This is a genomic window from Serratia sp. CY37869, from assembly GCF_052168895.1.
Taxonomy (GTDB): Bacteria; Pseudomonadota; Gammaproteobacteria; order Enterobacterales; family Enterobacteriaceae; genus Serratia; species Serratia ureilytica.
Map to the genome: position 1 here is coordinate 470237 of NZ_JBJNLU010000003.1, position 20528 is coordinate 490764.

The following is a 20528-nucleotide window of genomic DNA, read 5'->3' on the forward strand; positions in this document are numbered from 1 at the left end:
GCGGCGGCCAGATAACATCAGGAAGAGAAGCACTATGCAAAAACTACTACAAAGGATGACTCAGGGCAGCCTGGTTAAACAAATCATGGTCGGCCTGGTGGCCGGCATTCTGGTGGCGCTGGTTTCGCCGGCGGCCGCGGCGGCCGTCGGCCTGCTCGGCACCCTGTTCGTCGGCGCGCTGAAGGCGGTAGCGCCACTGCTGGTGCTGATACTGGTGATGGCCTCGATCGCCAACCATAAACAGGGGCAGAAAACCAACATTCGCCCCATCCTGTTCCTCTACCTGCTGGGCACCTTCGCTGCGGCGCTGGTGGCGGTCGTCGTCAGCTTTATCTTCCCTTCCACGCTGGCGCTGACCACCGGCGCAACCGACATCACCCCGCCAGGCGGCATCGTGGACGTGATGAAGGGCCTGTTGATGAGCGTGGTGGCCAACCCGTTCCATGCGCTGATTAACGCCAACTACATCGGCATTCTGGCGTGGGCCGTCGGGCTGGGGCTGGCGCTGCGCCACGCTTCCGAAACCACCAAGGGGCTGATCAACGACATGTCCCATGCGGTCACGCTGGTGGTGCGCGCGGTGATCCGCTGTGCGCCGCTCGGCATCTTCGGCCTGGTGGCCTCCACGCTGGCGGAAACCGGCTTCGGCGCGCTGTGGGGCTATGCGCAACTGCTGATGGTGTTAATCGGCTGCATGCTGCTGGTAGCGCTGGTGCTCAACCCGCTGATCGTGTACTGGAAGATCCGCCGCAACCCGTATCCGCTGGTGTTCGCCTGCCTGCGCGAGAGCGGCGTGACCGCCTTCTTCACCCGCAGCTCCGCCGCCAACATCCCGGTGAACATGGAGCTGTGCAAAAAGCTGAACCTGAATGAGGACACCTACTCGGTTTCCATCCCGCTGGGCGCCACCATCAACATGGCCGGCGCGGCGATCACCATCACCGTGCTGACGCTGGCGGCGGTAAACACGCTGGGCATCGCGGTGGACGTCCCGACCGCCCTGCTGCTGAGCGTGGTGGCCGCCCTGTGCGCCTGCGGCGCCTCCGGCGTGGCCGGCGGCTCGCTGCTGCTGATCCCGCTGGCGTGCAACATGTTCGGCATTCCGAATGACGTGGCGATGCAGGTGGTGGCGGTCGGCTTTATCATCGGCGTGCTGCAGGATTCGGCGGAAACCGCCCTCAACTCCTCCACCGACGTGCTGTTCACCGCCGCCGCCTGCCAGGCGGAAGACCAGCGGCTGGCGAACGAAGACCCGCTGAAGGTGCGTTAATCGCGCGTTGCTTCATAAAAAGGCGCTCCCTCGAGCGCCTTTTTTGTCAGCTTTACAGCGTCACCCCGCTTTTAAAGATCGCCAGCTCGCGAAAGTCGTTGGTTTCATTACGCGCCGGACGCCCGTTGGCAATCTCGACAATCAGATCGATGAAGCGGCTGAGCAGCGTCTCCATCGCCACGCCGTGAACCAGGCTGCCGGCGTCAAAATCGATCCAGTGCGGTTTCTTCGCCGCCAGCTCGCTGTTGGTCGCCAGCTTCACCGTCGGCACAAAGCCGCCGTACGGCGTACCGCGCCCGGTGCTGAACAGCACCATATGACAGCCGGCGCCGGCCAGCGCGCTGGTCGCCACCGCGTCGTTGCCCGGCGCGCTGAGCAGATTCAGCCCCGGCACGCGCAGCCGCTCGCCGTATTTCAGCACGTCCACCACCTGGCTTAGCCCCGCCTTTTGGGTGCAGCCAAGCGACTTCTCCTCCAGCGTGGTGATGCCGCCGGCCTTGTTGCCCGGCGACGGATTCTCATAAATCGGCTGCTGATGGGCGATGAAATAGCGTTTGAAATCGTTGATCATGTCGACGGTTTTGTCGAAGGTTTCTCCATCGCGGCAGCGGCTCATCAGAATGCGCTCGGCGCCGAACATCTCCGGCACTTCGGTCAGCACCGTGGTGCCGCCGTTGGCGATCGCATAGTCGGAAAAGCGCCCCAGCAGCGGGTTGGCGGTAATGCCCGACAGCCCGTCCGAACCGCCGCATTCCAGGCCGAACTTCAGCTCGCTCAGGCGGCCCGGCTCGCGGCGATCGTGGCGCATCTCCCGATACAGCTCGTGCAACAGCGCCAGCCCGGCCTCCACTTCATCGTCCTGCTGTTGGCACACCATAAAGCGCAACCGCCGCTCGTCCCCTATCCCCAGCGTGGCGCGAAAGGCATCCACCTGATTGTTCTCGCACCCCAGCCCGATCACCAGCACCGCGCCGGCGTTGGGATGGCGCGCCATGTTCTGCAGCATGATGCGGGTGTTGGCATGATCCTGCCCCAGCTGCGAGCAGCCGAACGGGTGGCTGAACAGATGCACGCCGTCGATCCCGTCCGCCTGTGTTTGCTGCAAAAAGCGCTGCTGGATCTGGCGAGCGATACCGTTGACGCAGCCGACGGTCGGCACGATCCACAGCTCGTTGCGGATCCCCACTTCGCCGTTGGCCCGGCGGTACAGCTGCACCTCGCGATCCGCCGCCTGCGGCGGCAGCGTCGGGAACTGCGGCTGGTAACGGTAGCTGTCCAGATCGCTCAGGTTGGTTTTGACGTTTTGCGAATGAATATGCTCCCCAGGCGCAATGGCCGCGAGCGCATGGCCGATCGGCTGGCCATATTTGATGATGTCTTCACCCTCGGCGATCGGGCCGAGTGCAAACTTGTGCCCACGCGCCACCGGCTGCGCCAGTTTGACGACCGCGCCTTCCAGCTCAACGCGCTCTCCGGCAGCCAGATCGCGCAGCGCCACCGCCACGTTATCCTGCTCGTGAATCTTTATCGTACTTTGCATAAACCGGTCCCGGATAACGGCTACGCCAGTTCAATGGCGAAATAGTTTTTGGCGTTGTCGAAGCAGATGTTTTTCACCATCTCGCCCAGCAGCGCGATATCCGCCGGCGCTTCGCCGTCCGCCACCCAGCGGCCGATCATCTGGCAAAGGATGCGGCGGAAGTATTCATGGCGCGTATAAGACAAGAAGCTGCGGCTGTCGGTCAGCATGCCGACGAAGCGGCTCAGCAGCCCGAGCTGGGCCAGCTGCGTCATTTGGCGCTGCATGCCGTCCTTCTGATCGTTGAACCACCAACCGGAGCCGAACTGCATCTTGCCCGGCGTGCCTTCCCCCTGAAAATTGCCGATCATGGTGCCGATCACTTCGTTATCGCGCGGATTGAGGCAATAGAGAATGGTTTTCGGCAGACCGCCCTGCCGCGCCTGAGCATCCAGCAGCCGTGACAGCGGTTCCGCCAGCGGCCGGTCGTTGATCGAGTCGAAGCCGATATCCGGCCCGACGGCGGCCAACATGCGGCTGTTGTTATTGCGCAGCGCGCCGATGTGATACTGCTGCACCCAGCCGCGACGCCGGTATTCGCCGGCCAGAAACAGTAGCACCGCGCTTTTGAACTGGGCGCTCTGTTCCGGCGTCGGCAGCTCGCCGTTCAGGCGGCGCAGCAGGATCGCATCCAGCGCCGCTTCATCGGCCTCGCCGAACACCACCACGTCCAGCGCATGATCGGCCACCTTGCAGCCGTGGGCGGCAAAGTGATCCATGCGCTTGTACAGGGCGTCGCACAGCGCGCTAAAGCGGCCGATGGCGGTGTCCGCCGCCGCCTCCAACTGCCGCAGATAGTCGTTGAAGCCGGGCGCATCGATGGTGAAAGCCTTGTCCGGCCGCCAGCTCGGCAGCACTTTGATAGCGAAACTGCGATCGTCGGCGATCGCCCGATGATGACGCAGATCGTCTATCGGATCGTCGGTGGTGCCGACCATTTTCACGTTCATTTGCTGCATGATGCCGCGCGCGCGAAACGCATCCTGCGCCAGCAGCGCATTGCCGCGCTGCCAGATTTCATCCGCCGTGGCCGGCGACAACAGCATATCCGTGATGCCGAACGGGCGGCGCAGCTCCAGATGCGTCCAGTGATAGAGCGGGTTGCCGATGGTGTGCGGCACCGTGGCGGCCCAGGCGTCGAATTTCTCGCGATCGCCCGCATCGCCGGTGCATAACCGCTCCGCCACGCCGTTGGTGCGCATCGCCCGCCATTTGTAGTGATCGCCCCGCAGCCAGATATCGTACAGGTTGCTGAAGCGGGTATTCTCCGCGATCTGCTGCGGCGGCAAATGGCAGTGGTAATCGAAAATCGGCTGCTGCGCCGCGTAGTCGTGATACAAGCGCCGGGCAAATTCGCTGTCCAGCAGGAAATCTTCGCTCAAAAACGTCGCCATCTCGGGCTCCTTACTTGCCGTGCGGCACGGGGTTCGAATCACAAAAGTTATCACACCAATTTTCACTAGCGTCCAGCAAATTTTTCCCGATGTCTGCCGTTCATCCTCTCTCTACGCCTTTTTTCGCTCAATTTATCGGCAAAAATGCCCTATTTCACCGGCCACATTATTGCTCAGGCGAATAATTCCTTTTGTGATATCACTCAACTTTTAAACCTGTATGACAGGTTATTGTCTCGCCAGCCGCATCGACGGCCACACCTTCAAACGGGGAGACACTTCGGATGCGTAAAATTAAAGGGTTACGCTGGTACATGATCGGACTGGTGACCATCGGCACCGTGCTGGGTTATCTGACCCGCAACGCCATCGCCGTGGCGGCGCCGACGCTGGAAGATACGCTGCACATCACCACCCAACAGTATTCCTATATCGTCGCCGCCTACTCCGCGTGCTACACCGTGATGCAACCGGTGGCGGGCTACGTGCTGGACGTGCTGGGCACCAAGGTCGGCTACGCCATGTTCGCCATTCTGTGGGCGCTGTTCTGCATGGGTACCGCGTTGGCCAACAGTTGGGGCGGGCTGGCGTTGGCGCGCGGCGCGGTCGGCATGGCGGAAGCGGCGATGATCCCCGCCGGGTTGAAGGCCAGCAGCGAATGGTTTCCGGCCAAAGAACGTTCGATCGCCGTCGGCTATTTCAACGTGGGCTCGTCGATCGGCGGCATGATCGCCCCGCCGCTGGTGGTATGGGCCATCGTCGCGCACAGCTGGGAGATGGCATTCATCATCACCGGCGTGCTGAGCCTGATCTGGGCCATCTGCTGGCTGCTGTTCTACAAACACCCGAAAGATCAGAAGAAACTGAGCCAGGAAGAACGCCGTTACATCCTCGAAGGCCAGGAAGCGCAGCACCAGACCTCTAACGCCAAAAAGATGTCCGCCTGGCAGATCGTGCGCAACCGCCAGTTCTGGGGCATCGCGCTGCCGCGCTTTCTGGCGGAGCCGGCGTGGGGCACCTTCAACGCCTGGATCCCGCTGTTCATGTTCAAGGCCTACGGTTTTAACCTGAAAGAGATCGCCATGTTCGCCTGGATGCCGATGCTGTTCGCCGATCTCGGCTGCATCGTCGGCGGTTATCTGCCGCCGCTGTTCCAGAAGTATTTCAAGGTCAACCTGATCGTCTCGCGCAAGCTGGTGGTGACGATGGGAGCGGTGTTGATGATCGGCCCCGGCATGATGGGCCTGTTCACCAGCCCTTACGCGGCTATCGCCCTGCTGTGCGTCGGCGGCTTCGCCCATCAGGCGCTGTCCGGCGCGTTGATCACCCTCTCTTCCGACGTGTTCGGCCGCAATGAGGTGGCGACCGCCAACGGGCTGACCGGCATGGCGGCCTGGACCGCCAGCACGCTGTTCGCCCTGGTGGTCGGCGCCCTGGCAGACACCCTCGGCTTCAGCCCGCTGTTCGCCGCGCTGTCAGTCTTCGACATTCTCGGCGCCATCGTCATCTGGACGGTGCTGCAAAACCGCCCGGCCGCCGAACCGCAGCCGGCCGCGCTGCAGCCCACCCCGGCGCGCAGCTGATCCCCCGCCCGGCCGCTGCGCCGGGCCCCTTGCTCCTCTGGCAGCGGTGCCGAATAAGTGGTATAACAAATCCGATGGCCACGCGCCCCTTCCCACCGCACCGTATAGAGCATTCACTATGGAATTCACTGAAACCAGACGCCTGTATCAGCAACTGGCCGCCGAGCTGAAGCAACGCATCGAAAGCGGCCGTTACCCGGTAGGCGACAAGCTGCCGGCCGAGCGATACATCGCCGAAGAGATGAATGTCAGCCGCACCGTGGTGCGCGAGGCGATCATCATGCTGGAAGTGGAAGGCTATGTGGACGTGCGCAAGGGATCCGGGATCCACGTGGTGTCCAACCAGCAAAAGCACCTGGTGGTGCCGGGCGACAGCATCGAGTTCGCCACCGCCGGCCCGTTTGAGCTGCTGCAGGCGCGCCAGCTGATAGAAAGCAACATCGCCGAATTCGCCGCCACCCAGGTGACCAAGCAGGATATCGTGCAACTGATGGAGATCCAGGAGCACGCCCGCAAAGAAGACCGTTTCCGCGACTCGCAGTGGGATCTGAAGTTCCACGTGCAGGTGGCGCTGGCCACCCAGAACACCGCCATGGCCACCATCGTGGAAAAAATGTGGGTGCAGCGGGTCAACAACCCTTACTGGAAGAAACTGCACGAGCATATCGACGAACGCTCGATCGCCAGCTGGTGCGACGATCACGATCAGATCCTCAAGGCGCTGATGCGCAAAGATCCTTACGCCGCCAAACTGGCGATGTGGCAGCACCTGGAGAACACCAAGCAGATGCTGTTCAACGCCACCAGCGACGACTTCGAATACAACGCCGACCGCTATCTGTTCGCCGAGAACCCGGTGGTGCACCTGGACGGCGTGAGCCACGAGCCGAAATAGCCACGGCGGTCAAAAACCGTCGGCTTATGTCAGGTAATGTAAAATCCGCTGAATCGATGCCGGAACCGCCGTTTGCCGTGTACTATTTCACCGTCGGCAACGTAGATTTCCCTGTTGCCAATCGTGCTATTTTGGTAGAGTTAGCCCACTTTTTTACCCATTGCTGCGGGGGCGGGACGCGAATAAATGCGCTGGTTGTTTGCCATGCTGATTGCTCTTTTCTGCTGGACCGGTTCGGTCTCCGGCCAACAGCTATGCGTGGCGTCATCCAAGCCCACCCCCAGCGCGCTGAGCAGCCTGCCGCTGCTGGCGGAGCCGGCGCTTTCCCCCTATGATCATGTGTATCGGGCACCGGCCGAAGCGCGCCGCAAAGCGCCCGGCAAGTTGCCGCTGCTGCTGCCCAGAGCGTACTCTTTCCCCGGTTCGCTGCTCGCGTCCTCCCTGCCGGCGCCGGTCTATACCCTGGCCGCAGAGCCGGGCTACCGAATTCGTTTCCCCCGCCAGGACACCCCGGCCCCCAACCGGCTTGCCCAGGTCGACTGGATGCTGGACGCCTCCAGGCAACAAAGTCGGCAGGCCGGCTGGAAAGAAAGCAACATGCAGTACCGTGGCACGCTGACTTACCACCTATGACCGGTGTCGCACCGCTTAGAAACCTTAAAGCAACGCCGTTTCATCGTTATCAGCATTCAGGATCGCCGCGCGCTTTCAGCCCACGCCCGCTCCGCCGCTGAGATAAAAATAAACAATGACGTTTTAGGAACACCGGATGGACATCATTAAAGAACTGATACATGCCTTATGGCAGCAGGATTTTGAGACGCTGGCGAACCCTTCGTTGGTGTGGACCCTCTACATCCTGCTGTTCATGATCCTGTTTTTGGAAAACGGCCTGCTGCCGGCCGCTTTTCTGCCGGGCGACAGCCTGCTGATCCTGGTCGGCGTGCTGATCGCCAAAGGCACCATGGGCTTCCCATTGACCATCGTTATCCTGACCGTCGCCGCCAGCCTGGGGTGCTGGGTCAGTTACATACAGGGCCGATGGCTCGGCAATACGCGAACGGTGCAAGGCTGGCTTTCGCATCTGCCGGCCCACTACCATCAGCGTGCGCATAACCTGTTCCACCGCCACGGCCTTTCCGCCCTGTTGGTCGGCCGCTTCCTGGCCTTCGTGCGCACCCTGCTGCCAACCATCGCCGGCCTGTCCGGCCTGAGCAACGCACGCTTCCAGTTCTTCAACTGGATGAGCGGCCTGCTGTGGGTCTTGATCCTGACGACGCTGGGCTTCGCCCTCGGAAAAACCCCGGTATTCCGCAAGTATGAAGACCAGCTGATGTTCTGCCTGATGATGTTGCCGCTGGTGTTGCTGGTGGTCGGCCTGGTCGGCTCGCTGATCGTGCTGTGGCGCAAGAAACGCGCCAGCGGCCAGAACCCGGGGAAAGGGGCGTGACAGCAAAGCGCCCGCGCTGGCAATACGTCCTGATGATCGCGCTCGCCCTGCTGGCGCTGGCGACGCTGTTGGTGCCCTGCATGGTGCGCACCGAGAGCGAGCTGCGCATTCGCGCCAGCCAGCAAGGGCTGTCGCTGCCCGACGGTTTTTACGTCTACCAGCGCCTGGATGAGCGCGGTATCCGCATCAAAAGCATCACGCCGGAAGGCGATGGCTTGGTTATTCGTCTGGATTCGCCGGAGCAGCAGTTGCTGGCGCGTGAAGCGCTGCAAACCATCCTGCCTCCCGGTTACCACATCGCGCTGAGCGAATCTCCCGTGCCAACGCACTGGGTGCGCGAATTTGCGCGCTCCCCACTCAATCTGGGATAATCCCCTTCAAATGAAGGGGATTCCTTTCATTGCCGTTATCTTCATTTTCATTCGCATCATTTAGCTCAAAAAACAATCAGTCGCGCCGAATTTCGGCTGATTCTTTGGGGGCGCGCCGGTTTCATGGCTATGCTGAAGGATAACTTCAGCCGGCGATGAACGCCCTCCTCTCGCGCTGCCGCCTCCGGCAGTCAGGAAAGCGGATGCCTGTTCAGGCATCCCATGAAAAGGAACTGAGAAATGAAATTTCGCCACTCACTGTTACTGCTGCTGCCACTCTGCGCGCTGCCGACGCTGTCCTCGGCCGCTGAGGGCGGCTGCGCCGCCAAAGCGCAAAATATCCAGCAGCAAATCGACTACGCGACTCAGCACGGCAACACCCACCGCGTGGATGGGCTGAAAAAAGCGCTGAGCGAAGTGCAGACCCACTGCACCGAAGCCGGCCTGCAGGCCGAACGCCAGAAAAATATCGCAGAGAAACAGCGCAAGGTGGACGAGCGCCGGGAAGAGCTGAAAGAAGCGCAACAAACCGGCAAGCTGGACAAGGTCGCCAAGAAGCAGCAAAAGCTGGCCGAAGCGCAGGCTGAATTGAAACGCGCCCAGGCGGAATAATTTTTTTACACCAGCGGATTTATCGATGAGAGCCCCATCACACGGGATTTCTTAAGCATATGGAATTGATGTCTGGTGTTATCTGCTGGTCATCACCCCTTTGCTCCGGCGAAAAAATCCGCTATGTTAAAAGTCTGTCGAAATAAACGTTAAGGAATAATCACATGGCACATGATTCAAATGCAGAAAACTTACGCGCTGAACTGAAGTCCTTAGCCGATACGCTGGAGGAAGTGCTGAACTCCTCCACCGACAAGCCGAAAGCCGAGCTGGAGAAGCTGCGATCGAAGGCGGAAGGCGCGCTGAAAGAGACTCGCGCTCGCCTGAGCGACGCCGGTGACAAGCTGGCTTCGCAAACCAAACAGATCGCCGGCCAGGCCGACGACTATGTGCGCGACAACCCGTGGACCGGCATCGGTATCGGCGCGGCGGTCGGCGTGGTGTTGGGCGTGCTGCTCGCGCGTCGTTAATCATGGCTGAACAACCGCAAGTGCGCGCACAGGGCCCCGCTAAAGGGGTCCTGGATATCGGTCAGCGCATCATCACGATCCTGGTCGGCATGGTGGAAACCCGTGTCCGGCTGGCGGTAGTCGAGCTGGAAGAGGAGAAAGCCAACCTCATTCAGCTGCTGATCATGGCCGGCATGACGCTGCTGTTCACCGCCTTCGGTTTGATGAGCCTGCTGATCCTGATCTTCTGGGCCATCGATCCGGTCTACCGGCTGGTGGCGCTGGGCGCAACAACCGGCGTGCTGCTGTTCCTGGCCGTGGTCGGCACCATCTGGACGCTGGTCAAGGCCCGTCGCACCACGCTGCTGGGCGCCACGCGCAAGCAACTGGAGCTCGATCGCGCCGAACTGGAGCGAGAGCCATGAGCCGCCGCCGCTATCTGGAATGGAAAAAAGAGAGGCTGATTCGGCAGATCCAGCAACAGCGTCTGGATCTGGCCGAAAACAAGTCCCTGTGGCTGGAAAAGACCGAACGCATCGACCGCGGCTGGCAAACGGTGTTTGGCCTGCGCCGCTATCTGGTGCTCGGTTCCAGCGTCATGGCGCTGTACGGCATCCGCCATCCCAGCAAGATGATCCGCTGGTCGCGTCGCGCTTTCGGCGCCTGGAGCGCTATCCGTCTGTTTAAAAAGACGTTTTCCGCCAAGTAAGCCGCTTGGTCTTTCCTTCAAACCTCCTGTTGCTCTGCCCGCATTTTCTCCCTTGATACAACGCGTCCAACCCCGGGGCCGGGCAACCTGCTGATCGGCGGCATTTTATTAGCACGCTAAAGATTCAGATTTTTTGAAAAATTACGACAGTTTTACTTGCTAACAACCTGAGCACTTCCCGCTTAACATTCACTCCATCAATACGATACGAGCCGGACAGGGCGAATGTCCTGATATACCGCTCGTTGACATGGCTTCCGCCGAACAGGCATACAAAAACACTTTGGAGTAGATGATGAAAAAATTAGAAGATACAGGTTTGTTGGTTGCTCGTATTCTGATGCCAATCCTGTTTATCGTGGCAGGCTACGGCAAAATGGGTGACGCCTACGCCGGTACCCAACAGTACATGCAATCGATGGGCGTGCCTGGCTTCTTGCTGCCGCTGACCATCCTGCTGGAATTTGGCGGCGGTCTGGCGATCCTGTTCGGTTTCCTGACCCGCACCGTGGCGCTGTTCACCGCCGGTTTCACCATCCTGACCGCGCTGCTGTTCCACACTGATTTTGCGAACGAAGTAAACCAGCTGATGTTCATGAAAAACCTGACCATCGCCGGCGGCTTCATCGTGTTGGCGGTCGCAGGCCCGGGCGGCTTCAGCATCGACCGTCTTCTGAACAAGAAATGGTAATCTAAACTGTCATTCAGGGCCCGGCATGCCGGGCCTTGTCGTTTTTTAACTCGGACACCAAGGAGATTCCCATGGGACAACTCGTCGATGGCGTTTGGCAAGACATCTGGTATGACACCAAATCTACCGGCGGCCGTTTCAAACGTTCAACCGCTCAGTTTCGCAATTGGGTGACCGCCGACGGTCAGCCGGGCGAACACGGCGTGGGCGGCTTCCAGGCCGAAGCGGGCCGTTATCACCTTTATGTTTCTCTCGCCTGCCCCTGGGCGCATCGCACGCTGCTGATGCGCAAACTGAAAGGGCTGGAGCAGATCATTCCGGTCTCGGTGGTGCACCCGCTGATGCTGGAAAACGGCTGGACCTTCGGCCAGGATTTTCCTGAAACCACCGGCGATCCGCTGTATCACGCCGACTTCCTGTACCAGATCTACCTGCGGGCCGATCCGCACTACAGCGGGCGCGTGACCGTACCGGTGCTGTGGGATAAACAGCGGCAAACCATCGTCAGCAACGAGTCCGCCGACATCATCCGCATGTTCAACAGCGCGTTTGACGGCGTCGGCGCTCGGGCAGGCGACTACTACCCGACCGCGCTGCGCGGCAAGATCGATGAGCTGAACGGTTGGATTTACGATCAAGTGAACAACGGCGTGTACAAGGCCGGTTTTGCCACCAGCCAGGAAGCCTATGACGAAGCGGTCAACGGGGTATTCAACGCGCTGGAACGCCTGGAGCAGATCCTGGGGCAGCATCGTTACCTGACCGGCGATCGGCTGACCGAAGCCGACCTGCGTCTGTGGACCACGCTGGTGCGTTTCGATCCGGTGTACGTCACCCACTTCAAGTGCGACAAACACCGCATCAGCGACTACCTCAATCTGTACGGCTTCCTGCGCGACATCTACCAGATGCCGGGCATCGCCGAGACGGTCAACCTGCCGCACATTCGCAACCACTACTATCGCAGCCACGCCACCATCAACCCGCACGGCATCATTTCCATCGGGCCGGCGCAGGATCTGGACGAGCCGCACGGCCGCGACCAGCGCTTCGGTTAAGGCGAAAAAAATCCCCTTGCCGCCCGGCAAGGGGATGTCATCCAACCGACGTTAACGCTGCGCGAACAGGCGCGGAATCTCACGCAGGAACCAGGCTTTCGCCTCCCCCATGCTGTCACGCCGCCAGGCCATGATGATGTCGGCTTCGCGGCTGTATTCCGGCCCGACCACGCGCAGCCGCCCGGCTTCGATATCTTTCTCCACCATCGGATACGGCATGGTCGCCACCCCCAACCCGGCCAGCAGCGCCAGGCGTTTGTCTTCAATGGTGCTCACCGTCAGGCGCTGTTGCTTGTCCAGCAGCTGTACGGTCAATACCGGGCGCTCACGGGCGGTGTCGGCCACCGCAATGCCGCGATACTTCACGCGGGTCACTTCGGAAAGCGGCTCCGGCTCCAGGTGGATCGGGTGATCCGGCGCGGCGACATAAACGCTCATCACCTTATACAGTTTGCGGGTGTTGATCTCCGACGACGCGCGGAAATGCATGTCCGGCGCGATCACGATGTCAGCGCGCCCCTGCTCCAGCCGCTCCCAGGCGCCCGCCAGCACCTCGGTGAAAATGGACACCTGGGTGTTGGCCTTCAGCGCCAGCTTGTCGACCAGCGGGAACAGCAGACTCGGCGGCGACAGCGCTTCACTGACGATAGTCAGGTGAGTTTCCCAACCGCGCGCCAACGCTTCGGCGTCGGTGGTCAGCTTATCGGCCGCCTCCAGCAGCACCCGACCGCGTTCCAGCAACATGCGCCCCACGTTGGTGAACTTGGTGCGGTGGCCCGAACGGTCGAACAGCACCACGTCCAATTCTTCTTCCAATTTTTGCATGGTGTAGCTGAGTGCCGACGGCACCCGGCCCAATTCATCGGCGGCCGCGGCGAAACTGCCGCGCCGGTCGATTGCATCCATCACCCTTAGTGCCTCAAGCGTGAGCGCCCGATCTCTGGCCATCGCATCCCTCTGTCAGGAAATTTGAATATGCCGACCAGATTAACTGGCTAACAATCCGACGTCCAGATGCTTACCATTTGGATAATGAATTTAGAGAGCCGATTGCCATGATTACATGCAGAACAGCACAACAATGCGGGCAAGCTGACTTTGGTTGGCTGCAGGCTCGCTACACCTTTTCCTTTGGTCACTACTTCGATCCCAAACTGATGGGCTACGCGTCGCTGCGGGTGTTGAATCAGGAGGTGCTGGCGCCGGGCGCGTCGTTCCAGCCGCGCACCTATCCCAACGTGGATATCCTGAACCTGATCCTGCAGGGCGAGGCGGAATACCGCGACAGCGACGGCAACACCACGCGGGTTAAAGCCGGCGAAGCGTTGCTGTTGGCCACCCACCCGGGCCTGAGCTACAGCGAGCAGAACGTCAGCAGCGATACGCCGCTCACCCGCCTGCAGCTGTGGCTGGACGCCTGCCCGGAACGCAGCAACGAACGGGTGCAGCGCCTGGCGCTGCCGACGGCGGGCAGCCTGCTGTTGGCTTCGCCGGACGGCGCGCAGGGCAGCCTGCAGCTGCGTCAACAGGTCTGGATCCATCATCTCGATCTGCAGCCGGGCGAAGAACAAACGCTGACGATTAACGGGCCGCGCGCTTATCTACAGTCGATACACGGCACCATCGCCGCCACCGGCGAGCGCCACGAGGAACAACGCCTGACCTGCGGCGACGGCGCCTTCGTGCGCGAGGAGAATCGCCTGACGATCCGCGCCGAGACGCCGCTGCGCGCGCTGCTGATTGATCTGCCGGTGTAAGCCGGCCGGAAAACGAAAAACCCCGCGCAACTGGCGTTGCGCGGGGTTTTCTTTTGTCGAGGGAGTTGACCGGTAAGCCGGGTTCTGTCGTGGACAGTCATTCCTCTAGGCCAGCAATCGCTCACTGGCTCAAGCAGCCTACCCGGGTTCAGTACGGGCCGTACCATGTGAACCCCTATTTGGCCTTGCTCCGGGTGGAGTTTACCGTGCCACGAACTGTTGCCAGCCGCGCGGTGCGCTCTTACCGCACCCTTTCACCCTTACCTGATCCCGCTTGCGCGGGCCATCGGCGGTTTGCTCTCTGTTGCACTAGTCGTAGGCTTGCGCCTCCCAGGCGTTACCTGGCACCCTGCCCTATGGAGCCCGGACTTTCCTCCCCTCCATCTGTCTCCCCGAAGAGGACGGCAATGAAGCGGCGACTGTCTGGTCAACTCCGGCGCGGATAGTAGCGTCGCGGCGGCGGCAGGTCAACCGCTTTACGGCTGTTGTTGCTCCAGCGCGTGCTTATACAGCGCATTTTTCTTCACGCCGTGGATTTCCGCCGCCAGCGCCGCCGCCTTTTTCAACGGCAACTCTTTTTGCAGCAGCGCCAGCGTGCGCAGCGCCTCAAGCGGCAGCGCATCCTCCTGCGCCTTGTGGCCTTCGACGATCAGCACCATTTCGCCGCGGCGGCGCACTTCATCTTCCTGCACCCACGCCAGCAGCTCACCCACCGGCGCGCCGTGGATGGATTCCCAGGTTTTGGTCAGCTCACGCGCCAGCACGACATAACGCTGCGGGCCCCAAACGGTGACCATGTCCTGCAGACTTTCCAACAGGCGGTGAGTGGATTCGTAGAAAATCAGCGTGCGCGGTTCCTCCGCCAGCGCCATCAGCGTATCCTTGCGCCCCTTGGTTTTCGCCGGCAGAAAACCTTCGTAGCAGAAACGGTCGGAAGCGACGCCCGCGGCGCACAGCGCGGTAGTGGCGGCGCAGGCGCCCGGCAGCGGCACCACGCGAATGCCGGCCTCGCGGCAGCGGCGCACCAGGTGATAGCCGGGATCGTTGATCAGCGGCGTGCCGGCGTCGGAAACCAGCGCGATGCTCTGGCCTTCCTGCAGTTTCGCCAGCAGCTGATCGGCCTTTTGCTGTTCGTTGTGATCGTGCAGCGCGAACAGACGCGCGTTGATCGCGAAGTGTTGCAGCAGCAATCCGGTATGGCGCGTGTCTTCCGCCGCGATCAGATCAACGCTTTTCAGTACCTCTAACGCGCGGTGGGTAATATCGCCCAGATTGCCGATTGGGGTGGGCACCACATACAGCGTTGATGCAGAAATGACTGATTGTTGGTGTTGATTCATTGTTTCATCCGGGTTGCCGATTTAATATTGAGCATCTTGAAAAAAACATCACTGGATACAGTATGCTTTCCTCAACATTCGTTCGTACCAAAGCAGGGCGTTCCAAGCCTGTCCGACTTACCGCAGTCATCGCGGCCGCCCTTTTCCTGGCAGGCTGTCCGAGTCGGGCCCCGCAAACGCCGCCCGCCAATATACAGGACGAAGCGAGCGCCAGCTCCGATTACTACCTGCAGCAGTTGCAGCAAAGCAGCGATGATAACAAGGCTGACTGGCAATTACTTGCTATTCGCGCCTTGCTGCGTGAAGGAAAACTGCCGCAGGCCGGCGACCAGTTGAATCAGCTGCCGAAAAACCTCAGCGGCGCACAGCAGACCGAACGCCAGTTGCTGACCGCCGAACTGCAGATCGCCAACAAGAGCTACGTCAGCGCCCGCAGCACGCTGGGCCACCTGGACAGCGGTGCGCTGTCGCCGAATCAAAAGGTGCGCTACTACCAGGCGCAGATCGCCGCCAACCAGGGCAAAGCATCGCTGCCGCTGATCCGCGCCTATATCGCTCAGGAGCCGTTGCTGACCGGCAAGGCGCACCAGGACAATCTGGATCAAACCTGGCAGGCCCTGCTGCAGCTGACGCCGCAGGAGATGAACAGCCTGGTGATCAACGCCGACGAGAACGTGCTGCAAGGCTGGCTGGATCTGCTGCGTGTCTATCAGGACAACAAGCAGGATCCCGATCTGCTGAAGGCCGGCATCAAAGACTGGCAGAACCGTTATCCGAAGAACCCGGCGGCCAAAACGCTGCCGGCTCGCCTGAATCAGGTGCTGAACTTCACCCAGGCCTCCACCTCGAAAATCGCCCTGCTGCTACCGTTGAACGGCCAGGCGAAAGTGTTCGCCGACGCCATCCAGCAAGGGTTCGAAGCGGCGAAAAACGGCGGTTCCATGCCGGCGCCGCAGCCTCAAACCGCGCAACCGGCCGGCGCGCCGGCCCAAACGGCGCCGGCCGATCAGGCCGCTGCCGGTGACATCAACGCCAACGGCGCGGTCAGCCCTTCGGCGCAAGAGAGCCAGCCGGCCGTCACCGCCGCGCAACCCGCTGCGCCGTCCAGCGCGCCGATAACGCCGCTGCAGGCCGCTAATGCGCAGGTCAAAGTGTACGACACCACCAGCCAGCCGCTGGCCGCCTTGCTGAGCCAGGCGCAGCAGGATGGCGCCACTCTGGTGGTCGGGCCGCTGCTGAAAGAGAACGTCGATCAGTTGTCCGCCAGCACCACCACGCTGAACGTGCTGGCGCTCAACCAGCCCGAAACGCCGAAGGACAATCTGAACATCTGTTACTTCGCCCTGTCGCCGGAAGATGAAGCGCGCGACGCCGCCCGCCACATCTGGGAACAACAGAAACGTCAACCGCTGCTGCTGGTGCCGCGCGGCGCCTTCGGCGATCGCGTCGCCAAGGCCTTTAACCAGGAATGGCAGAAGCAAGGCGGGCAAACCGTGCTGCGTCAGGACATCGGCTCCGCCGGTGAACTGCGCCAGATGGTGAACAGCGGCGGCATCCGCATGACCGGCACGCCGATGTCGAGCGCCCCGGCGCCGCAGAGCGTGACCATCGCCGGGCTGACCATTCCGGCGCCGCCGAGCGACGTGCCCGCCGCTACCGGCGGCAGCGTCGACGCGGTGTATATCGTCGCTACCCAGTCCCAGCTGACGCTGATCAAACCGATGATCGACATGGCCACCAGCTCGCGCGGCAAACCGGCGATGTACGCCAGCTCGCGCAGCTACCAGGCCGGCGCCGGCCCGGACTTCCGTCTGGAAATGGAAGGTCTGCAGTTCAGCGACATCCCGCTGCTGGCCGGCTCAAACCCTCAGCTGTTGCAGCAGGCCAGCGCGCGTTTCCGCAACGATTACTCGCTGGTGCGCCTGTATGCGATGGGGATGGATGCCTGGACATTGGCCAACCACTTTGCTGAAATGCGCCAACTGCCGGGCTTCCAGGTTTCCGGCACCACCGGCACGCTGAGCGCGTCGCCGAACTGCGTGATCAACCGCAAGCTGCCTTGGCTGCAATATCGTCAGGGTACGGTCGTGCCGGTCTCTTGAACCCACGCGCCGCCGGGGCGGGCTATGAGTTACTGGCCCGCCGTCATCTGGAACGCGCCGGGCTCACCTTCTGCGCCGCCAACGTTGCGGTGCGCGGCGGTGAGCTCGACCTCATCATGCGCGACGGCGCCACCTGGGTGTTCGTCGAAGTGCGCTACCGCCGCAACGACGCCTTCGGCGGCGCGGCCGCCAGCGTTACCTCTCGCAAACAACAGCGGTTGCTGCACGCCGCCGCCGTCTGGCTGGCGGGGCGCGGCGCCAGTTTTGACACATCATCTTGCCGTTTTGATGTTTTGGCCATTACCGGTAGCCAGTTAGAATGGATACCCAACGCCTTCAATGCGGATTAATTGGGGTTTTGCGGCGCAGACCGGCCCTTTGACTTAGTGGATTAATACAACGTGCTGGATAGAATTAAAGTCTGTTTTACCGAAAGCATCCAAACCCAGATCGCGGCGGCGGAAGCGTTGCCTGACGCCATTTCCCGCGCTGCGATGACGCTGGTTCAATCCTTACTCAACGGCAACAAAATCCTGTGCTGCGGCAACGGCACCTCGGCGGCCAACGCACAGCACTTCGCCGCCAGCATGATCAACCGTTTTGAAACCGAGCGCCCCAGCCTGCCGGCCATCGCCCTCAACGCCGACAACGTGGTGCTGACCGCGATCAGCAACGATCGCCTGCACGACGAAGTGTACGCCAAGCAGGTGCGCGCGCTCGGGCACACCGGCGACGTGCTGCTGGCGATTTCCACCCGCGGCAACAGCCGTGATATTGTGAAAGCGGTCGAAGCGGCCGTCACGCGCGATATGACCATCGTCGCGCTCACCGGCTACGACGGCGGCGAGCTGGCCGGGTTGCTCGGCCAACAGGATGTCGAGATCCGCATCCCGTCGCACCGCAGTTCGCGCATTCAGGAAATGCATATGCTGACCGTAAACTGCCTGTGCGACCTGATAGACAATACGTTATTCCCCCACCAGGACGATTAAGGAACTGAGATGAAGCTAAAAGCCACATTTGCAGTGCTGTCCAGCGCCCTGCTGTTGCAAGGCTGTATCGCCGGCGTCGTCGTCGGCAGTGCGGCCGTCGCCACCAAAACCGCCACCGACCCGCGCAGCGTAGGGACCCAGGTGGATGACGGCACGCTGGAAGCCAGGGTAGAAAGCGCCCTGAGCAAAGACCAGCAGTTGAAGAAAGAGGCCCGGGTGGTCGCCACCGCCTATCAGGGCAAGGTGCTGTTGACCGGCCAGTCGCCTAACGCCGATCTCACCGCGCGCGCCAAGCAGATCGCCATGGGCGTGGAAGGCACGACCGAAGTGTATAACGAAATTCGCCAGGGCACGCCTGTCAGCCTGAGCACCGCGTCCTCCGACACCTGGATCACCACCAAAGTGCGTTCGCAGCTGTTGACCAGCGATACGGTGAAATCGTCCAACGTGAAAGTCACCACCGAAAACGGCGAAGTGTTCTTGCTGGGCCTGGTCACTCAGCAGGAAGGACAGTCGGCGGCGCAGATCGCCAGCCAGGTCAGCGGCGTGAAGCACGTCACCACCGCCTTTACCTATGTGAAATGATCCTTCAGGCAAGGGGGCTTCCCCTTGCCGATTTTCTGTACGCTTCCCGCTGTTTTACCCTGGTTTAATGAGCCGCGTTTAAAGTAATCTCTCACTTCATTACGGATAAAATTCAAATGGACAGAATTTTAATCGGTTTTCTCACTGCCGTTTCTTTATTCACCGCCGGAGTTTCCGCCGCCAATCCCACTCAGGATACGCCCCGCGCCGAACATGCCCCGCCCCCGATGACCGGTCAAACCGTTGCTACTCAAGGCGCGATCACGGTCGACCAGGTAAAAATCAATTATCAGGCGCAAACCGGGGTGCTGGAATTGAGTAAAGAGGATCCGGAAGATCCCGTGACCGGCATGTTCTATGTTGCGTATTTCAAAAAGAATGAGAATAAGAACGAAAGCAGGCCGATTACCTTTATCTACAACGGCGGGCCGGGCTCCGCCTCGCTGTGGCTGCATATGGGGGCGCTGGGGCCTAAACGGGTTATCGCTACTCAGCCAGAGAAAACACAGCTGGCGCCTTACCAACTCACCGATAACCAATACAGTCTGCTCAACGTCAGCGATCTGGTGTTTATCGATGCCCCCGGAACGGGTTACAGCCGCTTTTCCAGCAGTGCCGCCAGCCAGCCGGAGAGAGCGCAGCAAAAAGCACAGAGTGCCAGCAACGTCTATGGCGTCAACGGTGATGCTCAGGCTTTTTCTCAATTTATCGTTCAGTTTTTAACGCATTACCAACGCTGGAACTCACCTAAATATTTATTGGGTGAAAGCTACGGCACTACCCGCTCGGTGGTATTGGCCGAGACGCTAAAAAATCAGAATATCGATCTTAACGGTATTATCCTGATGTCGCAGTTTCTGAACTACGACAATAACGTCGACGATCCCAATCAAAACCCTGGCGTCGATCAACCTTACTATCTGGCGCTCCCAACCTACGCAGCCAGCGCATGGTACCACCAGCGGCTGCCGGGCAAACACCAGAGCCTGAAAACCCTGTTAGACCAGGCCGAGCAGTTTGCGCTGGGGACTTATGCCCCAGCCTTGCTGCAAGGTGCCAATCTGCCTGAAAAAGATCGCCAAACGCTCGCCGAGCAGCTTTACCAATTTACCGGCATTCCGGCCGATTATTGGCTCAATGCCAATTTGCGCCTGAGTGGACCGGTCTTCGCCAAGCAACTGTTGCGCAGCCAAGACGAGACCATTGGCAGAATCGATACCCGCTATCGTGGGCCGTCGCTGGATAATATCGCTGAAACGTCCAACTACGATCCCAACGTCAGTGCAATTACTTCCGCCTACGTCGCGCAATTCCACGATTATCTTGGCAAAACGCTGCATTTTAGCGCCGACCAAAACTATCGCGCATTTTCCAATGAGGTCTATGACTGGAACATGTCCAGCAACAGCCGGGACAGATCATTTAACGTGTTGCCGAACCTGTCGCGAGTGATGAAAATGACTCCGACAATGAGAGTGATGGTGATTGGCGGGGTTTACGACCTGGCCACCCCTTACTTCGTCGCCAAATATGAGATGAGCCATCTGCCCGTGTCGCCCAAATTACGCGACAATATCCGTTTCTATTGGTATGACACCGGGCATATGCCGTACGTGGATGAACTATCGCTTAAAAAGATGCACGCGGATTTAACTGCATTTATCAGCGAAAAGCCCTGATGCGGCATTAGC

The 20528-nt window shown here is 60.6% G+C and carries 22 protein-coding genes and 1 other RNA gene; 18 read left to right on the forward strand and 5 right to left on the reverse strand.

Translation table 11 applies throughout. The annotated features are described in order from the left end of the window. The first annotated feature begins 34 nt into the window (after positions 1 to 34). Positions 35 to 1270 (forward strand): serine/threonine transporter SstT, encoded by a 1236-nt coding sequence (sstT, locus tag ACJ8J1_RS17775; protein WP_028128305.1) that lies wholly within the window; start codon positions 35 to 37, stop codon positions 1268 to 1270. Between the two features lie 52 nt (positions 1271 to 1322). On the opposite strand, the gene ACJ8J1_RS17780 is transcribed toward sstT, so the two are convergent. Both ACJ8J1_RS17780 and uxaC read right to left on the reverse strand, forming a co-directional pair. Further along, positions 1323 to 2810 (reverse strand): UxaA family hydrolase, encoded by a 1488-nt coding sequence (locus ACJ8J1_RS17780; RefSeq protein ID WP_033644529.1) that lies wholly within the window; start codon positions 2808 to 2810, stop codon positions 1323 to 1325. Between the two features lie 20 nt (positions 2811 to 2830). Further along, positions 2831 to 4243: a glucuronate isomerase gene (uxaC, locus tag ACJ8J1_RS17785; protein ID WP_033644528.1), complete on the reverse strand. Its 1413-nt coding sequence runs from the start codon at positions 4241 to 4243 to the stop codon at positions 2831 to 2833. 284 nt (positions 4244 to 4527) lie between these two features. Here uxaC and ACJ8J1_RS17790 point away from each other — a divergent pair, with 284 nt between their 5' ends. The 11 genes from ACJ8J1_RS17790 (at position 4528) to ACJ8J1_RS17840 (ending at position 12061) form a co-directional block, all read left to right on the forward strand. Further along, positions 4528 to 5826 carry an MFS transporter gene (locus ACJ8J1_RS17790; RefSeq protein WP_033644526.1) on the forward strand — a complete coding sequence of 433 codons (1299 nt, stop codon included), beginning with the start codon at positions 4528 to 4530 and terminating at the stop codon, positions 5824 to 5826. 118 nt (positions 5827 to 5944) lie between these two features. Further along, on the forward strand, positions 5945 to 6721 hold the full coding sequence (gene exuR, locus ACJ8J1_RS17795; RefSeq protein WP_033636102.1) for a transcriptional regulator ExuR: 777 nt from the start codon (positions 5945 to 5947) through the stop codon (positions 6719 to 6721). 186 nt (positions 6722 to 6907) lie between these two features. Beyond that, entirely contained in the window at positions 6908 to 7354 is a 447-nt protein-coding gene (locus ACJ8J1_RS17800) for a hypothetical protein (RefSeq protein ID WP_033644524.1), read from the forward strand. Positions 7355 to 7490: 136 nt separating this feature from the next. Next, complete coding sequence (locus ACJ8J1_RS17805; protein WP_033644523.1) at positions 7491 to 8171, forward strand: DedA family protein; 681 nt, start codon at positions 7491 to 7493, stop codon at positions 8169 to 8171. Continuing rightward, on the forward strand, positions 8168 to 8542 hold the full coding sequence (gene mzrA / locus ACJ8J1_RS17810) for an EnvZ/OmpR regulon moderator MzrA (protein ID WP_071845111.1): 375 nt from the start codon (positions 8168 to 8170) through the stop codon (positions 8540 to 8542). The genes ACJ8J1_RS17805 and mzrA overlap by 4 nt, the downstream gene beginning before the upstream one ends. Before the next feature lie 240 nt (positions 8543 to 8782). Continuing rightward, complete coding sequence (locus tag ACJ8J1_RS17815; protein WP_033644521.1) at positions 8783 to 9154, forward strand: DUF1090 domain-containing protein; 372 nt, start codon at positions 8783 to 8785, stop codon at positions 9152 to 9154. A 164-nt stretch (positions 9155 to 9318) separates the two neighbouring features. After that, complete coding sequence (locus ACJ8J1_RS17820; RefSeq protein WP_004937125.1) at positions 9319 to 9624, forward strand: DUF883 family protein; 306 nt, start codon at positions 9319 to 9321, stop codon at positions 9622 to 9624. A gap of 2 nt (positions 9625 to 9626) precedes the next feature. Continuing rightward, positions 9627 to 10028: a phage holin family protein gene (locus ACJ8J1_RS17825; protein WP_015379160.1), complete on the forward strand. Its 402-nt coding sequence runs from the start codon at positions 9627 to 9629 to the stop codon at positions 10026 to 10028. Further along, positions 10025 to 10312 (forward strand): YqjK-like family protein, encoded by a 288-nt coding sequence (locus ACJ8J1_RS17830; RefSeq protein ID WP_033644520.1) that lies wholly within the window; start codon positions 10025 to 10027, stop codon positions 10310 to 10312. The genes ACJ8J1_RS17825 and ACJ8J1_RS17830 overlap by 4 nt, the downstream gene beginning before the upstream one ends. A 295-nt stretch (positions 10313 to 10607) precedes the next feature. Continuing rightward, on the forward strand, positions 10608 to 11003 hold the full coding sequence (locus ACJ8J1_RS17835) for a DoxX family protein (RefSeq protein WP_033644519.1): 396 nt from the start codon (positions 10608 to 10610) through the stop codon (positions 11001 to 11003). 71 nt (positions 11004 to 11074) lie between these two features. Further along, entirely contained in the window at positions 11075 to 12061 is a 987-nt protein-coding gene (locus ACJ8J1_RS17840; RefSeq protein ID WP_033644518.1) for a glutathione S-transferase family protein, read from the forward strand. Positions 12062 to 12112: 51 nt separating this feature from the next. Here ACJ8J1_RS17840 and ACJ8J1_RS17845 read toward each other — a convergent pair whose 3' ends face one another. Continuing rightward, the gene (locus tag ACJ8J1_RS17845) at positions 12113 to 13009 is read right to left on the reverse strand and encodes a LysR family transcriptional regulator (RefSeq protein WP_025304355.1); all 897 of its coding nucleotides are present in this window, start codon (positions 13007 to 13009) and stop codon (positions 12113 to 12115) included. Positions 13010 to 13116: 107 nt separating this feature from the next. On the opposite strand from ACJ8J1_RS17845, the gene ACJ8J1_RS17850 reads away from it, so the two are divergent. Then, on the forward strand, positions 13117 to 13818 hold the full coding sequence (locus ACJ8J1_RS17850) for a pirin family protein (RefSeq protein WP_033644517.1): 702 nt from the start codon (positions 13117 to 13119) through the stop codon (positions 13816 to 13818). Between the two features lie 57 nt (positions 13819 to 13875). On the opposite strand, the gene rnpB is transcribed toward ACJ8J1_RS17850, so the two are convergent. Both rnpB and rsmI read right to left on the reverse strand, forming a co-directional pair. Continuing rightward, positions 13876 to 14253: RNase P RNA component class A (rnpB, locus tag ACJ8J1_RS17855), an RNA gene on the reverse strand. Between the two features lie 41 nt (positions 14254 to 14294). Then, positions 14295 to 15158: a 16S rRNA (cytidine(1402)-2'-O)-methyltransferase gene (gene rsmI / locus ACJ8J1_RS17860; RefSeq protein WP_004937108.1), complete on the reverse strand. Its 864-nt coding sequence runs from the start codon at positions 15156 to 15158 to the stop codon at positions 14295 to 14297. Between the two features lie 62 nt (positions 15159 to 15220). On the opposite strand from rsmI, the gene ACJ8J1_RS17865 reads away from it, so the two are divergent. The 5 genes from ACJ8J1_RS17865 (at position 15221) to ACJ8J1_RS17885 (ending at position 20516) form a co-directional block, all read left to right on the forward strand. Continuing rightward, the gene (locus ACJ8J1_RS17865; RefSeq protein ID WP_033644516.1) at positions 15221 to 17260 is read left to right on the forward strand and encodes a penicillin-binding protein activator; all 2040 of its coding nucleotides are present in this window, start codon (positions 15221 to 15223) and stop codon (positions 17258 to 17260) included. Then, positions 17257 to 17610 carry a YraN family protein gene (locus ACJ8J1_RS17870; protein WP_089192279.1) on the forward strand — a complete coding sequence of 118 codons (354 nt, stop codon included), beginning with the start codon at positions 17257 to 17259 and terminating at the stop codon, positions 17608 to 17610. The genes ACJ8J1_RS17865 and ACJ8J1_RS17870 overlap by 4 nt, the downstream gene beginning before the upstream one ends. Before the next feature lie 51 nt (positions 17611 to 17661). Then, positions 17662 to 18252 (forward strand): DnaA initiator-associating protein DiaA, encoded by a 591-nt coding sequence (diaA, locus tag ACJ8J1_RS17875; protein ID WP_004937103.1) that lies wholly within the window; start codon positions 17662 to 17664, stop codon positions 18250 to 18252. Positions 18253 to 18261: 9 nt separating this feature from the next. After that, entirely contained in the window at positions 18262 to 18837 is a 576-nt protein-coding gene (gene dolP / locus ACJ8J1_RS17880; protein ID WP_021505102.1) for a division/outer membrane stress-associated lipid-binding lipoprotein, read from the forward strand. A gap of 116 nt (positions 18838 to 18953) precedes the next feature. Continuing rightward, positions 18954 to 20516 carry a S10 family peptidase gene (locus ACJ8J1_RS17885; RefSeq protein WP_033644513.1) on the forward strand — a complete coding sequence of 521 codons (1563 nt, stop codon included), beginning with the start codon at positions 18954 to 18956 and terminating at the stop codon, positions 20514 to 20516. Positions 20517 to 20528: the final 12 nt, after the last annotated feature.

Bases quoted from the DNA above. Each gene is read 5' to 3' on its own strand.
- sstT (WP_028128305.1), top strand. From the start codon at position 35: ATGCAAAAACTACTACAAAGGATGACTCAGGGCAGCCTGGTTAAACAA.
- ACJ8J1_RS17780 (WP_033644529.1), bottom strand. From the start codon at position 2,810: ATGCAAAGTACGATAAAGATTCACGAGCAGGATAACGTGGCGGTGGCG.
- uxaC (WP_033644528.1), bottom strand. From the start codon at position 4,243: ATGGCGACGTTTTTGAGCGAAGATTTCCTGCTGGACAGCGAATTTGCC.
- ACJ8J1_RS17790 (WP_033644526.1), top strand. From the start codon at position 4,528: ATGCGTAAAATTAAAGGGTTACGCTGGTACATGATCGGACTGGTGACC.
- exuR (WP_033636102.1), top strand. From the start codon at position 5,945: ATGGAATTCACTGAAACCAGACGCCTGTATCAGCAACTGGCCGCCGAG.
- ACJ8J1_RS17800 (WP_033644524.1), top strand. From the start codon at position 6,908: ATGCGCTGGTTGTTTGCCATGCTGATTGCTCTTTTCTGCTGGACCGGT.
- ACJ8J1_RS17805 (WP_033644523.1), top strand. From the start codon at position 7,491: ATGGACATCATTAAAGAACTGATACATGCCTTATGGCAGCAGGATTTT.
- ACJ8J1_RS17815 (WP_033644521.1), top strand. From the start codon at position 8,783: ATGAAATTTCGCCACTCACTGTTACTGCTGCTGCCACTCTGCGCGCTG.
- ACJ8J1_RS17820 (WP_004937125.1), top strand. From the start codon at position 9,319: ATGGCACATGATTCAAATGCAGAAAACTTACGCGCTGAACTGAAGTCC.
- ACJ8J1_RS17825 (WP_015379160.1), top strand. From the start codon at position 9,627: ATGGCTGAACAACCGCAAGTGCGCGCACAGGGCCCCGCTAAAGGGGTC.
- ACJ8J1_RS17830 (WP_033644520.1), top strand. From the start codon at position 10,025: ATGAGCCGCCGCCGCTATCTGGAATGGAAAAAAGAGAGGCTGATTCGG.
- ACJ8J1_RS17835 (WP_033644519.1), top strand. From the start codon at position 10,608: ATGAAAAAATTAGAAGATACAGGTTTGTTGGTTGCTCGTATTCTGATG.
- ACJ8J1_RS17840 (WP_033644518.1), top strand. From the start codon at position 11,075: ATGGGACAACTCGTCGATGGCGTTTGGCAAGACATCTGGTATGACACC.
- ACJ8J1_RS17845 (WP_025304355.1), bottom strand. From the start codon at position 13,009: ATGGCCAGAGATCGGGCGCTCACGCTTGAGGCACTAAGGGTGATGGAT.
- ACJ8J1_RS17850 (WP_033644517.1), top strand. From the start codon at position 13,117: ATGATTACATGCAGAACAGCACAACAATGCGGGCAAGCTGACTTTGGT.
- rsmI (WP_004937108.1), bottom strand. From the start codon at position 15,158: ATGAATCAACACCAACAATCAGTCATTTCTGCATCAACGCTGTATGTG.
- ACJ8J1_RS17865 (WP_033644516.1), top strand. From the start codon at position 15,221: ATGCTTTCCTCAACATTCGTTCGTACCAAAGCAGGGCGTTCCAAGCCT.
- dolP (WP_021505102.1), top strand. From the start codon at position 18,262: ATGAAGCTAAAAGCCACATTTGCAGTGCTGTCCAGCGCCCTGCTGTTG.
- ACJ8J1_RS17885 (WP_033644513.1), top strand. From the start codon at position 18,954: ATGGACAGAATTTTAATCGGTTTTCTCACTGCCGTTTCTTTATTCACC.